We start from the raw sequence: 14857 nt of genomic DNA, 5'->3' as shown, positions 1-14857 counted from the left end.
ATTGGACTTTGGTACGATCTGTACAGGATAGGTGGGAGCCTGAGAAGCCTGAGCGCCAGCTTGGGTGGAGGCGCCGTTGGGATACCACCCTGATCGTATCGGAGTTCTAACCTGGTACCGTGATCCGGTGCGGGGACAGTGTCAGGTGGGCAGTTTGACTGGGGCGGTCGCCTCCTAAAGCGTAACGGAGGCGCCCCAAGGTTCCCTCAGAATGGTTGGAAATCATTCGAAGAGTGCAAAGGCATAAGGGAGCTTGACTGCGAGACAAACAGGTCGAGCAGGGACGAAAGTCGGGCTTAGTGATCCGGTGGTACCGAATGGAAGGGCCATCGCTCAACGGATAAAAGCTACCCTGGGGATAACAGGCTTATCTCCCCCAAGAGTCCACATCGACGGGGAGGTTTGGCACCTCGATGTCGGCTCATCGCATCCTGGGGCTGAAGTAGGTCCCAAGGGTTGGGCTGTTCGCCCATTAAAGCGGTACGCGAGCTGGGTTCAGAACGTCGTGAGACAGTTCGGTCCCTATCTGTCGCGGGCGCAGGAAATTTGAGAGGAGCTGTCCTTAGTACGAGAGGACCGGGATGGACGTACCGCTGGTGTACCAGTTGTTCCGCCAGGAGCACGGCTGGATAGCCAAGTACGGACGGGATAAGCGCTGAAAGCATCTAAGCGTGAAGCCCCCCTCAAGATGAGATTTCCCAAGTCAGTAAGACCCCTTGTAGACGACGAGGTTGATAGGTTCGGGGTGGAAGCGCGGCAACGTGTGGAGCTGACGAATACTAATCGGTCGAGGGCTTATCCACTAGCTTCCGCAAGGAAGCGGCAGCAGTAATGTAGATGTTAGTCTTAAGCTAGCGAGTGAGGATATATCATTTTGGTAGTGACCTTTGTGCGAAGCACAAAGGAACGCAAAATGATATACCCGAATGTATATCCAGTTTTCAAGGTACAAGCTGCCTTGAATATGTATTACCGTGTATCCTGGCCGATACACAAACCGTTTGGTGATGATGGCGGAAGGGAACCACGCGTACCCATCCCGAACACGAACGTTAAGCCTTCCAGCGTCGATGGTACTTGGACCGCAGGGTCCTGGGAGAGTAGAACGTCGCCAAGCCAATGAAGAGCCCTTTTGGACCATGTGTCCAAAGGGGCTCTTTTTGGTTTGGTTACAGCAGCTTGTCACCGTTGTCGATACTCGGCCGTCAGCGAGTGAGTGGACATAGGGGCGGTGATCTTTGTGCCAAGCCCGACGGGTCGCAAAGTGATAGATCCGGGCGGGCAGCATCGTCATAAAGCAAAAAGCCCTGTGGCAGCTTAGGGCTTGTAGGGAGATGCCTTTGTTTAATGCGGAAGGAAGGGGGCTCTGGATAGGGGCGATGACAGGAGATGGATCTGCACCCGAAGACCGTATGGGGGAGGACGGGGGATGCAGCGGGACCGGGGCTCTTAAAGGAAGGGGAGAAGTCATGTCCTTTTGCTTGCTCTTATTGTACCAAAACCGGAAGGAGGCTTGGGTTAAGGTTTCGAAAAGAATACGTAAGGGAATTGTAAAGGGCATGGACTGCCTTGTAGTGATTTTACTAGGGAAGATTCGGGTAATAAGAATAGGCCGTCTCGGGCCGCAATTTCCTAGAAGGAGTCGATAACAATGGCGAAGGTTGCTTTCTTACTTGGTCCGGCGTTTGAGGATAGCGAGATGCAGAAGCCTTATGAGGCTGTTCGTGAGGCCGGCCACGAGGCCGTCATTATCGGATTGAAGGCCGGAGAGAAGCTGGAAGGGAAGCAAAAGCAGGCCAGCTATACGGTGGAGCTGGCCATTAAGGATGCGAATCCGAATGAGTTTGACGCTGTGGTAATTCCAGGGGGTTCTTCACCTGAAGCACTAAGGCTCGACCCGCTGATCCAATCGTTTGTGCATGTGATGGACGAGGTGGGAAAACCGATTGCCGCCATCTGTCATGGTCCACAGATCTTGATCTCGGCCGGGCTGCTGCAGGGACGCATTCTGACCAGCTATCCGCCGCTGCAGGATGATATTACGAATGCGGGAGCCGCGTTTCAGGATAAAGAGGTGGTGGTCGACCGGAATCTGATCACTTCCCGTACTCCGAAGGACGAGCCGGCCTTTATCCGGGAGACCTTGAAGGCCTTGGAGCAGGTGCCGAGCGTCCGTTCCTAAATCTGTGCGTAGCTCATAAAAGAAAAACACCTCTTCCAATCGACTGGAAGAGGCGTTTTTGTATATCCGGCTCAGATGCGAATAATTGCTTAGCGGCCCACTGGGGAGAATATACTGCCGTCCCATGGAAGGCCTTTTTCATAACGTTTTTTGTCATGGTGACGCTGCAATGCCAAAGGGGGAAACTCATACATATCCCAGATCTTGCAGAACTTAGCCTTGGATTCGGTCTTCTCCAGGATGTTGTTCACCGCGCGGCGGGCCGCTTCATTCGCTCCCTCCATCGTTGCGAGGTCCGTATTGGTCCTTACGTAGTCCGAGGCGAGAAGAAGATTGGGAATACGCGTGTACGCATTCGGACGGAGCTCCCGCGTATACACTTTGTTGACCAGCAGGGGCTCGAGATTGACCAAAGTGCCCGCCGGGTTAGGCATATGAATATCCTCGTCGAGGAACCAGGAATGAAGATTGTCGTCCCGTAATATCTCCTGTCCGGCTGCATTCAGACTCAGCTTTAACTGGTACCATACTTCTTCCTTGATCTCTTCCTTGGTGCAGTTCTTGGCCGGCTTGCCGTACAATGGGCCCGGGGCTTCCCAATCGGATACATCGACGGAAAGTACGCCCTGAACCGTTCCGTCGCCATATTCGCTCATCGGAAATTCGGGCCAGAATTGTGCCTGCGAGACGGAAGTGAGCGCCCATGGAGAATCCATATATATCATATGGCCATGAATGATCGGCACGTCTTCTTTAAAGTAGAATTGAATGCCGTTCATCCATTCCACATCGTCCGAGAGCAGTTTGATGCCCGCGAGGGTGGGATCGGCTTGAAGCATTTCGGGTGAGACCAGACGGGCCATGACTTCTACCGGCAGGGCGCAGATATAATAGTCACCCTGAACCTCCCGGGTCAGACCATCTTCTGTAATCGTTGCCCCGGTGATACGGCCATCCGTACAGGTGACCGCCTCCACCTTGGCATTCAAATGATAATCTACCCCGAGATGCCGGAGGTAGGTCAGCCACGGGTGAAGCCACACTTCATTAGTAGGCCCGTCAAGCAGACGGTCGGCACTTCCGCCAGGAAGTACCATATCCATCATGATTTGGGCGCCAACAGTTCCAACCGTGCAGGTGTTGGCTTCCTTGGCCTTGGCCGCTACCAGAATGCGGGTCAGGCCGGCAAAGACACGTTTGAAATTGTCCGACTGTTCATCGGCGTTAATAAAGCTCCACCATGGCGTGTTCTGGTATTCCTCCGCCCGCCGTTCGTCACAGCTTGTCATCACCTGCCAGATCCGGCTCAGGTAGTGCTCCACTTCGGCCTCCGTCAGGCCCAAGTCATTATCGAAGAGGGACTTGAACAGATCCTTCAGATCCGAGAAGGAGCTTGGAAACTCGGTAAGAAACTCTACGGGAAGACCATCCTTACGGGCTAGTCCAAGACGGGTGCCTTCGGTAAGATTATCGGCAACATAGCCGTCGTCCCCGTACGGAATACGCTTCATGGTATCGATAATATGTTTATAGAATCGGGGAAAGAAGCGGAATCCGTGCTCTCCCGGCAGGTCGGCGCGGCCTTCTGTACCGCTTCCGGGGACCGGCATCGACCTTGCTTTGCCGCCGGGCAGACGCTTCATTTCGTACACCGAGACATCAAAACCCCGCTCACCGAGTTCATGAGCAGCGCTCATCCCGGCAACCCCGCCCCCGAGAATAATCACTTTCGTTTTCATTTGGCCGACTCTCCCTTACATGGCACTTCTTTCATCTAGTATCAGTTATAACATAGAATAGGGGGCGAAGGAATCATATTTTTGACAAGATAAACATAGGACTAAAGTATTGGTGTCATAAGAATGGCGAAGGATATGGAATGCTGGGAAGATAAAATGGTTGTATACCCTATAGGGGTATGATAAACTGAGAGTAAAAGCAGGTAAGGGTGAACCCGGATGGATATCGAAACGAAAGAGGAGCAAGGCGCGACGGTGACTCATACGGATGACTGCTGTGCTGCAGGGGAACGGAGAAGCCACCATTCGGCCAAAGTGAAGGATAATCTGGTATCCCGTTTGAACCGGATCGAAGGACAGATCCGCGGCGTCAAAGGGATGATCGAGAAGGATACGTACTGCGACGATGTACTGAACCAGATTGCTGCGATCCAGTCCGCTTTGAACTCCGTAGGCAAAATTCTGCTCGAAGGCCATATGCGCAGCTGTGTGGTGGAGCGAATTGAGCAGGGAGATACGGAAGTGATTGATGAGCTGATGAAAACGATGGGCAAGCTCATCAAATAATGAAGAGATATACGGGTAGAGGGGAAGGAGGCCGGGTGGGATTGGTTCCGGGCTGAAACTTGCCCCCGACCCCCGAAGCGGAATCATAGAGTGCGAAACGTATAGTATCACCCAGCGGCAGCAATGGGCCGTGAGAGCCTTTCCCGCTATAACTCGGATCATGCTGGGGAGAGGGAGCCTCGAAGGGTGGAGACTACTCGTTTGTCATCTTAGGAAGTACCCCCTCATCTTCTTTAGGCGCCGGATGCGTTCCGGCGCTCTTTTTTTGCTGCCGGGTGGCGAGCTTAACAAAATCTTCATACAGATTGAAACTGTCTGTAATACTCCGTTGTTATACTGGTTGGGAGATGTACAAGCTTATATAACAGGAGGAGAACCTGCGATATGCGATTGATCCCTTTCCGAAGCTCCATGATCGGAACCCTGGCGCTGCTGATGGCGTCCCTGTCCACCCTGCCGGTCCTGCCGGTGGCTGCTGCAGAGTCCGGTACAACCCCTGCCCCGTCCGCGGCAGAGACTGCAGGAGCAAAGAAAAGCATCACGCTGCTGCATACGAATGACATTCATTCCCGCGTCGAAGCAAGCGATGCCGGCATCGGTTACGCGGCGCTGGCGACCTTGGCCAAGCAGTATAAGGCGGAGAATCCGAATACGCTGCTGCTTGATGCCGGGGATACGTTCCACGGCCAGACCATTGCTAACCTGGTGCGCGGCGAGAGCATCGTCAAGCTCATGAACACGATCGGCTACGATGCGATGACGGCGGGCAACCATGATTTTAACTATGGGTATCCGCGACTGGTGGAGCTGGCCGGCCAGGCGAAGTTCCCGGTCCTCTCTTCCAATACGAAGAAGGAGGACGGCTCCCGGATTCTGGAGTCGTATATCATCAAGGAGGTGGACGGGATCAAGCTGGGGATCTTCGGCCTAAGCACGCCGGAGACCGCGTACAAGACACACCCGAACAACGTGAAGGGGCTGACCTTCCATGACCCTGCATTGGAAGCCAAAGCTGTTGTAGGCGAGCTCAAGGGCAAAGTCGATGCGATCATTGCGCTGGCCCACCTCGGTGTGGACGAGTCCAGTACGGATACGAGCATCAAGGTGGCCCAAGCGGTGCCGGAGATCGATGTGATCATCGACGGGCACAGCCATACCGAGATGAAGGAAGGCACGCAGGTAGGCCCTGTGCTCATCGCCCAGACCGGCGAGTATCTCAAGAATATCGGCCGGGTGGATCTGACCTTCGAGAACGGGAAGCTGACGGGCAAGAAGGCAGGCCTGCTGACCAAAGCGAGCGTGAAGGAAAGTGGGACTGTTGAAGATCCGGCCATCGTTGAGCTGGTGAAGGGAATCAAACAAGAGCAGGAGGCCGTGCTCTCCCAGGAAGTGGGCAGCACCCAGGTGAAGCTGGTCGGTGACCGCGAGGTCGTACGCAAAGGCGAATCCAATCTCGGCGATCTCATCGCCGATGCCATGATCGCCGAGAGCGGTGCGGATGTGGCCCTTACCAATGGGGGCGGCATCCGCGCTTCGATCGAGCCGGGCTCGATTACAAAGGGGGAAGTGGTGACAGTCCTGCCGTTCGGCAACTACATCCAGACGAAGAAGGTCAAAGGATCGGAGCTTCTGGCCGGCCTGGAGCATGGAGTATCGAGCTATCCTGAGTCTTTCGCCCCGTTCCCGCATATCGGGGGCATGACGTTCACATTCGATGCCTCGAAACCGGCCGGCAGCCGGGTCACTTCGGTGAACGTGAAGGGCGTGCCGCTTGTGCCGGAGCAGGAGTACGTGCTTGCGACCAATGATTTTATCGCGGCAGGCGGGGACAAGTACACCATGTTCAAGGACCAGCCGGTGCTCGGGGACTATGCCTCGTTGGAGGAAGCACTGATCTCATACCTGCAGAAGCAGGGAGCGGTCAGCAATGTCGCGGTGGGACGCATTAATGTGACAGGCGCTGCACCCGCGGCTGTACCGGCACCGGCTGCAGGGGCTCCCGCAGCTGCTCCGGCACCGGCCGCTTCTGCCGAATCCCAGCCTGCCGGGGGAGTGCATGTCGTGAAGGCCGGCGACTCCCTGTGGAAGATCGCCAAGCTGCACCGCACGACCTGGCAGAAGCTCCAGGAGCTGAATGCGCTGCGCAATCCGAACCTGATTTATCCGGGCCAGCAGATCGTTCTGCCGTAAGCTGTTCCATTCAAGGAAACCAAAGTGCCGCTCCTGCGGCCTTTGGTTTTTTTGTTTTGTGGGCCATTTTTGAGCGAAAGGGAACCTTTCTATGGAAAGGGCTGTCTGTAAGAGGTATGGAGAGAGGAGGGGAACCCTTGGAGGAATACTTGAGGCACACCGCCGGTCTGGATGTGCTCGATTTTCGTGGGATTATGGAAGCGCACGGGCAGGAGGTTTGGAACTATATTTACTTGTTGACGGGGAAGTCGGATGCGGCTGACGATCTGTCCCAGGAAACCTTCATCCGGGCCTACCGGTATATCAGCACTTTCAGAGGGGAATCTTCCCTGCGGACATGGCTGTTGAAGATCGCGAGGAACCTTGTGTACGACTACCGCAAAAAGAACTGGTTTCGCCGCGTGATCCTCATGGAGCGGGTGTTCGGGGGCAGGAAGGGACGATCGGCGGAGGAGGAGTACTTTTCTCTTCAACTGACGGACGAGATCTGGACGGTGGTGGCCGGACTGCCGCTGAAGATGCGCGAGGTGCTGCTCCTGGACGCGGTACATGAGCTCTCCCAGAAGGAGATCGCAGAGATGCTGAATATCTCGGTCGGAACCGTTAAATCCCGTATTCACCGGGCAAGAGCCAAAGTATCGAAGCAGCTGCAGAAGGAGGGGATCCCTTATGAATGAACGGCCTTCTTGGTACAGCCGCTTAAGGAGGGAGCCGCTGGCCGAGCGGACCTTCACGAAAGACCTGCGGAACAAGATTGAACGGGAGATTGAATCACGGGAGCTCGGCAGAGGGAGTCGATTCGGCTTGGCAGCCCGTAGAATGTGGGCTGCGGGCTTGATCGGGGCGGTACTGCTGTTGGGCGGGTACGGCACCTTACAGCTCGAGCAGGACCGAATGGCCGGCGAAAGCGGTGCGGACTTCGTCATCGCCAAAGGATGGCCGCAGGACGGAGGACAACTGCCTGCTCCCACAGGTACTTCCGGTGGGATGGTGAAGAAGCAAGTGCCGGATGTGCCGGTATTTGAGCGGATGCTGAATACGATGGATTATTTTACGACTGTGCAGGGGGCTTATCACGTATCGGAAGACAAGGGGAAGAACGAGTATATTGTGGAGTTCACAGTGGATGAAGGGGAGGTGCCGGGCTCTTCGGACAAGAGGGTGGATGGGGCAACCGGACAGGTATACTCTATAACCAATTTTGACGGTAAAGTAATGCTTCACATGTATTTGGAAGAGAAGCGTAAAGGAAAGCCGTTCTATTGGATTGATGACAGGCTGCCTAAAAGAACAGGAGAGCCTCTCACAGGGCCGCGTTTTTACAAAGACAGCCAAGGAATGAACAACTGGTCGGCAAGAGGTGGGAAAGCCTGGGCGGACGGTTTGGATCTTGTCTATCCTTCGAACTTTGCCTTCTGGACGGTCGACGGGGATACGATGCAGCCCATCTATGAGATCACGGGAACGGAACGGTTTCTAGACCGCGAAGCAACCATCATGGAAGGGAAGCTGGACGCCTACATGGGCGGGAAACAGGGGGCCGAGCGTTATAAGTACTGGGTCGACTCGGAGACAGGGGTGATTCTGAAGCTGCTGCTGACGGACCGGGCCGGCGAAACGGTTACTGTCATGGAGATGACGGAGATCCGGTTCGACGAACCGGTCGACAGGGAGGTATTTTCGACAAAACCTCAAGAGGGGTGGACGGAGCGCAAGCCGTAGGCAGGGGATCCGGAGTGGACAAATAAAGCCCGCTTGCCGGCTGATGAAGGGCGAAGCGGGTTCTCTATCGTTACGCCTTTTTGCCCGGCTGCTCCGGTGCAGGTGGTCCGGCGGGCTGCTCGTCTTTGCGGCCGCCCCCATTGAAGAGGGTCTCGGTCAGCATCCGCAGCTTATCCATGAGCTTGCCGTAGCCGAAACCGACCAGAAAAGCGACACCGATCCGCGCTTCCATCGTCTCACCTGTAGTCAGCAGCAGGATCCCGCTGTTGAACAGGATGATCGTCATGACTGCCGCCACGGCGCAATTGATCGGCCGCAGCAGATACCATACGATCCAGCGCTCGTTCAGATTGTCGTAGTACTCATGCAGCAGTCGCAGAGCGTACAGCGTACCGCCTATCGCTCCGGACAGCGCGTAGTAGACGTACTCCTCGATTATGGGGGATTCGACTCCCATAAGACGGGTAACGGCTCCGCCATAGACGGAAACGGCCGTAATGAAGCTGCCTGCGAACCAGGCCAGCAAATAGCCCAGAAGAGCGATACGGTACCAGAAGATGGTTGGCTTCATGCTGCTCTCGCCTCCTCCGCTTATGCCTATATAGACAGGATATGCGCAGCTGGAGGGAATGTGAACCCATTCGCCATCTGGGCAGGGGGGCAGAGGCATGGCCGCTCAGCCGAACCAAGCCAGCGCAAGCCGGCGGACGCCCTCTTCGATCTGCCCGGGAGTGAGGCTGCCAAAGCCAAGGAGAAAGCCTGGAGCCTCATGTTCAGGGGAACAAGCCTCGCAGGAGAGTACCGGTTCTACATCCTCGAGATGAAAGGAAGAAACGGCCCGCACCTCGACGCGGAGCGCAGCGGCACGCTGCCGCAGCTTCTCCTCCGGCAGCGGTGAGTCGAGGCGCAGCAGCACGTGCAGTCCGGAGGCGGTGCCGGACACGCGGCTGCGTCCTCCCATGTGCCGGTCAATGGCTTCCAGCAGCACGGCGCGCTTGTGCCGGTAGAGCTGCTTCATCCGCCGGACGTGCCGCTCGAACCCGCCCCGCTCCATGAACAGCTCCATCGTCTTTTGGGTCAACCGGGAGGCGCTGGACTCGTACCAGACGAGCTCCCGGTGGAAACGCCCGAGCAGCTCCTGCGGCAGGATGCAGTAGCTAAGGCGGAAGGCGGGGGAGAGGGACCTGGAGAAGGTGCCGAGATACACGACCCGGCCCGTGCTGTCCATCCCCTGCAGCGCGGGCACCGGGCGGCCCTCGAAACGGAAATCGGAGTCATAGTCGTCTTCAATGAGATAGCCGCCGCTGGCCTCCGCCCACTGCAGCAGCTTGAGCCGTTTGGCCGCGGGCAGGACCATCCCGTAAGGGAATTGGTGGGAAGGCGTAACGTACGCCGCCCTGTGCTTCCCGAGGTCCAGGCGGTCTGCCGGAAAGCCATCCTCTTCAAGGGGAAGGCCGTGCAGCCCGATGCCCTGCTGCCGCAGGAGGGCCGAAATGCGCGGATCCATGGCCCCTTCCACAGCCCACTCCCGGTGCGTCCCCCGGAGCAGTGAAGCGATCAGCAGCATGGACTGCTGCGTACCGGAGGTGAGTATGAGCTGCTCGGACGTGCAGCGGACGCCGCGGGTCTGCCGCAGGTAGGCGGCGGTGAGCTCCCGGAGCTTCGGCTCTCCGCGGCGGTCGCCGTAACCGAGCAGCCCGAGATTCGCCGGCTGCAGCACCTCCATAGTGAGCTTGCGCCAGAGGGGAAACGGGAAACTGGCGGTATCGGTGCCGTCCATATCGAAGTGGATACGGTCCGGTGCGGGGGCGCCTCTATGCATCAGGCCGGCCGCATCCGATAGGGAGGCCGCCTGTCCGGGACGCTCCAGTCCGGGGGCCTCACTCGAAGCGTGCGGCGGCTGAACGGTGAGCTCCGTCCCAGAAGAGTCCGTGGGTGCAGGGGGGGCCTCTCTCACGATATCTTCAAGGAGCTCCAGGTCGGCGGCATAGTAGCCGCTTTTGGGCCGGGAGGCGATATAGCCTTCCGCAGCCAGCTGATCGTAAGCCGCTTCAACCGGATTGCGCGAGATGCCCAGGTGTTGTGCCAGCTGGCGGATGGAAGGCAGCCGTCCCCCGGGAGCGATCCGGCCGCCGAGCAGCTCCTCCTTGAGAGTACGGTATACCTGTGCGTGAAGCGGCTCACCGGGATAAGCCGCCGAGATCGGGGGGATCAGCAGGGGAAACCCTCCTTTGTATCTGTAGGATAGCGCCCAGGCCTTGGCCGCTTGGATGGCCAGACACGTGCGGTGTCTCATCTGTCATGAAAAGTGATAGCGTTTTGTACATTGGATTATGACAGTAAGGCCGTATAATGCTAATTATCGTAAGAACGGATGGGAAAGTAAAGCTGCGGCGGTCCATCCGGCAGTGCAGCGGTTATGCCAACTCAAAGGAAAGAGGAGAGAAAGCCATGAGACAAGAGAAAGCTCTGCAAATGAACGAACGGAGAGTTCAGCCGCGGGACGTGCTGGGGCGGATGACCCCTTATTCCCCCGGCAAGCCGATCTGGGAGGTGCAGGAGGAGCTGGGGCTGGAGGACGTGGTGAAGCTGGCCTCCAACGAGAATCCGCTGGGGCCATCGCCCCGGGCGGTGGAGGCGGCAGCGGCCATGCTTCCGGAGCTGCACCGCTATCCGGACGCGGGAGCGGTGCGGCTGCGGCAGGCGATTGCCCTGCATAAGGGGCTGTCGGAGGAGGAGCTTATCATAACCAACGGGGGAGACGAGCTCATTACGCTGATTGCCGAAGCGTACCTGGATCCGGGCGATGAGGTGATTACTCCGGCGCCGACCTTCAGCGAGTATGCCTTCGGCACGCTGCTGATGAACGCCGAGGTGGTACGCGTACCGCTTGGGGAAGGCTTCCGCTGCAGCGCGGATGCCCTCCTGGCTGCCGTCACCGGACGGACCAAGCTCATCTGGCTCTGCTCGCCCAATAATCCGACGGGGACGTATCTGCCGGCCGGCGAGCTGCGCCGGCTGCTCGATTCGCTGCCGCAGGGCGTGCTCGTCGTCTACGATGCCGCGTATAGTCACTACGTCACCGCAGACGACTATACGGACGGACTGGAGCTGGTGCGGGAGGGATACCCGCTCGTCGTGCTGCAGACGTTCTCGAAGATCTACGGGCTGGCGGGGCTGCGGGTCGGCTTCGGCGCTGCGCCGCGCGAGGTGGTCCGGACGCTGCTCCAGGTGAAGGAGCCGTTCAACGTCAACGCGCTGGCCCAGGCGGCCGCCGCCGCCGCACTGGCCGATCAGGGGCATGTGGAGGCGGCGCGTGAGCTGAACGGACAGGGCCGGCAGAAGCTGTATGTCGCCTGCCGGGAGCTTGGGCTGGAGTGCACCGAGAGCATGGCCAACTTCGTGCTGGTCCGGCTCGGACCGGGGGCGGGGCAGGCCTGCGGACGGCTGCTGGCGCAGGGGATTATTCTGCGTTACGGCGGCTCGTGGGGGCTGACCGAGCATGTCCGGATCTCGATCGGGACGGCGGAGGAAATGGACCGCCTGATCGCAGCCCTCCGGAAGCTGTAGAAGCGGAGCGGAACGCCTCAAGACGGACTCATCGAGCCCCAAGACTGTCCTGTCCCATGACGAAAAAGCACCCGCCATGCCGGCGGATGCTTCCAAATTGCGATAATCCCGCCGCGTCCTCAAAGAGGGGGGCGGGGGAGGAAATGGCCGTGAGCGCAGAAGATTACTGCGCGGCGGCCGTTTTCTTTTGGCGGGAGTAGCACTTGCGGCAGACGGGGATATAGCTCTCATTGCCCCCGATCTGGATCTGTTCGCCCGTGAAGACGGGAACGCCGTCCTTGCAGCGCATGTTCATCGTCGCTTTGCGGTCGCAGTACCAGCAGACCGTCTTGATCTCTTCGATCTTGTCGGCGAGGGCGAACAGATGCATGCTGCCTTCGAACAGCTGCCCGAGGAAATCGCCCCGGAGGCCGTAGGTGATCACCGGGATGCCGAGCGTGTCGGTGATCTCGGTCAGCTGCTCGACCTGCGCCTTCGTCAGGAACTGCGCTTCGTCGATCAGGATGCAGTTCGGCCGCTCCTGCGCCGCCATCGCCACCATATCGAGATGCTCGTCGATGATGATGCCGTCTTTGCGCATGCCGATGCGTGAAGCGACGACGCCCACGCCTTCCCGGTCGTCGACGGCCGGAGTGAAGAGAAGCACTTTTTTGCCCTGCTCCTCATAGTTATGGGCCACACGGAGCACTTCGATGGATTTGCCGCTGTTCATCGTACCATATCGGAAATAGAGTTGGGCCACTGGGATGCTCGTCCTCTCTACAGGAAATCAGAAGACCATCATAGCATATTGCGGCCGGGCTGGTATACCCCCGGGGGACGGGCGGGCCTGCCAATGTAATCCAATATGGCGCAGGGGATAGGCAGCGTCGGGCTGACGCATCAAGAGCCTGTTTCGTCCGAATCCGGCTCCGGACGCCCGGAGGCCTTGGGCAGCGTCACGCTTACGGTGGTCCCGCCGCCTTCCCTGCTGTCTATGGACAGCCGCCCCCCATGCTCCGCAACGATCTTCTGGGAGACCATGAGGCCGAGCCCCGAGCCTTTTTCCTTGGTGGTGAAAAACGGTTCCCCGAGCCGCTTCAGGAGCTCCGCCGGAATGCCGGGACCATTGTCCTCAAGCGTGACGCAGACGTCGCCGTCTTCTTCTCCGGATGAGGCGGTCACCTCCAGTCTGCCGCCCCGCGGCATCGCTTCCAGCGCATTTTTCATGAGGTTGATGAAGACTTGCTTGAGGTGGTTTTCTTCGCAGTAGACAGGCGGAAGACCGGAAGGGATGCTGGCCAGCAGCTCCACATTCTGCAGATTCGCTTGAGGTTCGAGCAGGGAGATGACGTGGGTCAGGATGGGTTCCAGGGGTTTGGTCCGGTACGTGACGGCCTGCGGACGGGCCAGCAGCAGAAGCTCGCTGATGATCTGTTCGATGCGGTCAAGCTCGGACATCATGATGTCGAGGTATTGTTCCTTGTACTGTGCGCCGGCCTTCATGAACTGGGTGAAGCCCTTGAGCGAGGTCAGGGGATTGCGGATCTCATGGGCCACGCCGGCGGCCAGCTGTCCGGCGACAGCCAGCTTCTCGGAGCTGCGCAGCAGCTCTTCGGTGCGCTTGTGCCCCGAGATGTCGCGGGCGATGATGCAGATGCCGGGGATGTCATGATCGGCTCCGACGATGGGCGAGATCGTGAGGCTCATATCGAGATGAGTCCCGTCCTTGCGCCGGCGTATCGTCTCGAAGCCCGAGATCTGCTTGCCTTGGAAGGCCTGCCGGAACAGCAGCTCGGATTCGATCCAGAGCTCATCCGGGATGTTCGGCGGTCGGCGGCCGATCAGCTCCTCCTCCGAATAACCGAAGGTATCGAGGAATGCCTGGTTGACACGCAGCAGCCGGAAGCTGCTGTCGAGGATGACGATGTTGTCCGCCGCATGCTCGATCATCGAGTCGAGCTGCTGCTTCGTCGCCCGGAGCTTCTCCTCTTGCGCCTTATGCCGGGTGACATCCCGGATGAAGACGGACAGCCCCGGCTTGCAGGGCCGGCAGTGGAGCTCGAGCCAGCGCTGCTCGGAGGGGAAATGCTCCTTGACGTACAAAGGAACGCCTTCTTCCAGCGCACGCTGAAAGCTGCGGTAGAAGACCGGTCCGTACCATTCGGGCATGAGCACCCGGCAGCTGCGGCCGAGAAGCTCACCTCGGCTGCGGCGCAGCAGCTCCTCCGCGCAGCGATTCATGTACAGAAACTCGCCTTCCCGCCCCAGCATGAGATAGGCATCGGTCATCGTTTCGAGCAGGGAGTTCATGTGGAGCAAAGACTCCTGCAGGGCGGACTCCGCCCGGACACGGCTGCTCAAATCCTGCACTTGCATATAAATATACCGGTGGGCGTCCGCCTCCTCACCGACCGGGAAGGCGCTTACGGACATCGGCAGAGGTTCACCGCTGCAGTGTATGAGTCTCATCTCAGCGGTATACCGGGTGCTCTGCCCTGCGGCCAGCCGGCTGAGATGATGCATGTGCAGCAGCAGATCCCCGGAGTGAACGAGCTCCTGCAGGCTTGAGCTCTGCAGGGTGCCGGGCTCATAGCCCAGCCGGCGGGAGAGAGAATCGCTGCTCATCACGATGCGCCCGTCCGCTGCCGCGAGCAGCGTGCCGACCTCCGAGAGGGAGAAGGGCTTCAGTGCCAACTCGGGCAAAAGCCGCTGCAGGCGGATGCCGTGGTCCTGGGCTTCGCAGGCCGTAGTGGGGATATAAGGGGGGTGATCTTGCATGGGAAGCTTCCTCCGCTTCATGAATAATGCATCTGTTAGGCATTCGTCAAATGTCTACATTTCCCTTTCTGTTCTGCCGTATCCCCTCAAAAATGAGTCGAAATCTCTAGTTTTTTATAAATTGCCG

11 protein-coding genes and 2 rRNA genes (1 of these 13 cut by a window edge) are annotated in these 14857 nt (G+C 58.3%); 8 read left to right on the top strand and 5 right to left on the bottom strand.

Annotated features, from left to right (window positions below):
* The 3 genes from ACP26L_RS33160 to ACP26L_RS33150 all read left to right on the top strand — a co-directional run.
* Positions 1 to 803: ribosomal RNA gene (locus ACP26L_RS33160) — 23S ribosomal RNA — on the top strand (it extends 2120 nt beyond the left edge of the window).
* A 197-nt stretch (positions 804 to 1000) separates the two neighbouring features.
* A 5S ribosomal RNA gene (gene rrf, locus ACP26L_RS33155) occupies positions 1001 to 1117 on the top strand.
* Positions 1118 to 1651: 534 nt separating this feature from the next.
* A complete protein-coding gene (locus tag ACP26L_RS33150) occupies positions 1652 to 2182 on the top strand; it encodes a type 1 glutamine amidotransferase domain-containing protein (RefSeq protein WP_426449860.1) in 531 nt (176 codons plus the stop codon).
* 89 nt (positions 2183 to 2271) lie between these two features.
* Here ACP26L_RS33150 and ACP26L_RS33145 read toward each other — a convergent pair whose 3' ends face one another.
* Positions 2272 to 3921: a hydroxysqualene dehydroxylase gene (locus tag ACP26L_RS33145; RefSeq protein ID WP_426449859.1), complete on the bottom strand. Its 1650-nt coding sequence runs from the start codon at positions 3919 to 3921 to the stop codon at positions 2272 to 2274.
* A 219-nt stretch (positions 3922 to 4140) separates the two neighbouring features.
* On the opposite strand from ACP26L_RS33145, the gene ACP26L_RS33140 reads away from it, so the two are divergent.
* The 4 genes from ACP26L_RS33140 to ACP26L_RS33125 all read left to right on the top strand — a co-directional run bounded on the left by ACP26L_RS33140 (position 4141) and on the right by ACP26L_RS33125 (position 8400).
* Positions 4141 to 4488 carry a metal-sensitive transcriptional regulator gene (locus ACP26L_RS33140; RefSeq protein WP_426449858.1) on the top strand — a complete coding sequence of 116 codons (348 nt, stop codon included), beginning with the start codon at positions 4141 to 4143 and terminating at the stop codon, positions 4486 to 4488.
* A gap of 384 nt (positions 4489 to 4872) precedes the next feature.
* A complete protein-coding gene (locus ACP26L_RS33135; protein WP_426449857.1) occupies positions 4873 to 6678 on the top strand; it encodes a 5'-nucleotidase C-terminal domain-containing protein in 1806 nt (601 codons plus the stop codon).
* A 137-nt stretch (positions 6679 to 6815) separates the two neighbouring features.
* Positions 6816 to 7355: an RNA polymerase sigma factor gene (locus ACP26L_RS33130; RefSeq protein WP_426449856.1), complete on the top strand. Its 540-nt coding sequence runs from the start codon at positions 6816 to 6818 to the stop codon at positions 7353 to 7355.
* Complete coding sequence (locus tag ACP26L_RS33125) at positions 7348 to 8400, top strand: hypothetical protein (protein WP_426449855.1); 1053 nt, start codon at positions 7348 to 7350, stop codon at positions 8398 to 8400. Before ACP26L_RS33130 ends, ACP26L_RS33125 begins: the two co-directional genes overlap by 8 nt.
* Positions 8401 to 8470: 70 nt before the next feature.
* Here the strand turns inward: ACP26L_RS33125 and ACP26L_RS33120 are convergent, their stop codons facing one another.
* Together ACP26L_RS33120 and ACP26L_RS33115 are read right to left on the bottom strand one after the other, a co-directional pair.
* On the bottom strand, positions 8471 to 8971 hold the full coding sequence (locus ACP26L_RS33120; RefSeq protein ID WP_426449854.1) for a hypothetical protein: 501 nt from the start codon (positions 8969 to 8971) through the stop codon (positions 8471 to 8473).
* A gap of 105 nt (positions 8972 to 9076) precedes the next feature.
* Complete coding sequence (locus ACP26L_RS33115) at positions 9077 to 10696, bottom strand: PLP-dependent aminotransferase family protein (RefSeq protein ID WP_426449853.1); 1620 nt, start codon at positions 10694 to 10696, stop codon at positions 9077 to 9079.
* 155 nt (positions 10697 to 10851) lie between these two features.
* On the opposite strand from ACP26L_RS33115, the gene hisC reads away from it, so the two are divergent.
* Positions 10852 to 11970 carry a histidinol-phosphate transaminase gene (gene hisC, locus ACP26L_RS33110; RefSeq protein WP_426449852.1) on the top strand — a complete coding sequence of 373 codons (1119 nt, stop codon included), beginning with the start codon at positions 10852 to 10854 and terminating at the stop codon, positions 11968 to 11970.
* Positions 11971 to 12133: 163 nt separating this feature from the next.
* Here the strand turns inward: hisC and ACP26L_RS33105 are convergent, their stop codons facing one another.
* Both ACP26L_RS33105 and ACP26L_RS33100 read right to left on the bottom strand, forming a co-directional pair.
* Positions 12134 to 12712 carry a thymidine kinase gene (locus tag ACP26L_RS33105; protein WP_014372495.1) on the bottom strand — a complete coding sequence of 193 codons (579 nt, stop codon included), beginning with the start codon at positions 12710 to 12712 and terminating at the stop codon, positions 12134 to 12136.
* Positions 12713 to 12852: 140 nt separating this feature from the next.
* The gene (locus ACP26L_RS33100; RefSeq protein ID WP_426449851.1) at positions 12853 to 14730 is read right to left on the bottom strand and encodes a PAS domain S-box protein; all 1878 of its coding nucleotides are present in this window, start codon (positions 14728 to 14730) and stop codon (positions 12853 to 12855) included.
* Positions 14731 to 14857: the final 127 nt, after the last annotated feature.

It is taken from the genome of Paenibacillus sp. S-38 (assembly GCF_049942825.1).
GTDB lineage: Bacteria > Bacillota > Bacilli > Paenibacillales > NBRC-103111 > Paenibacillus_G.
The sequence above is the reverse complement of the archived record's forward strand: the minus strand, read 5'-3'. Positions and strand labels throughout refer to the sequence as shown.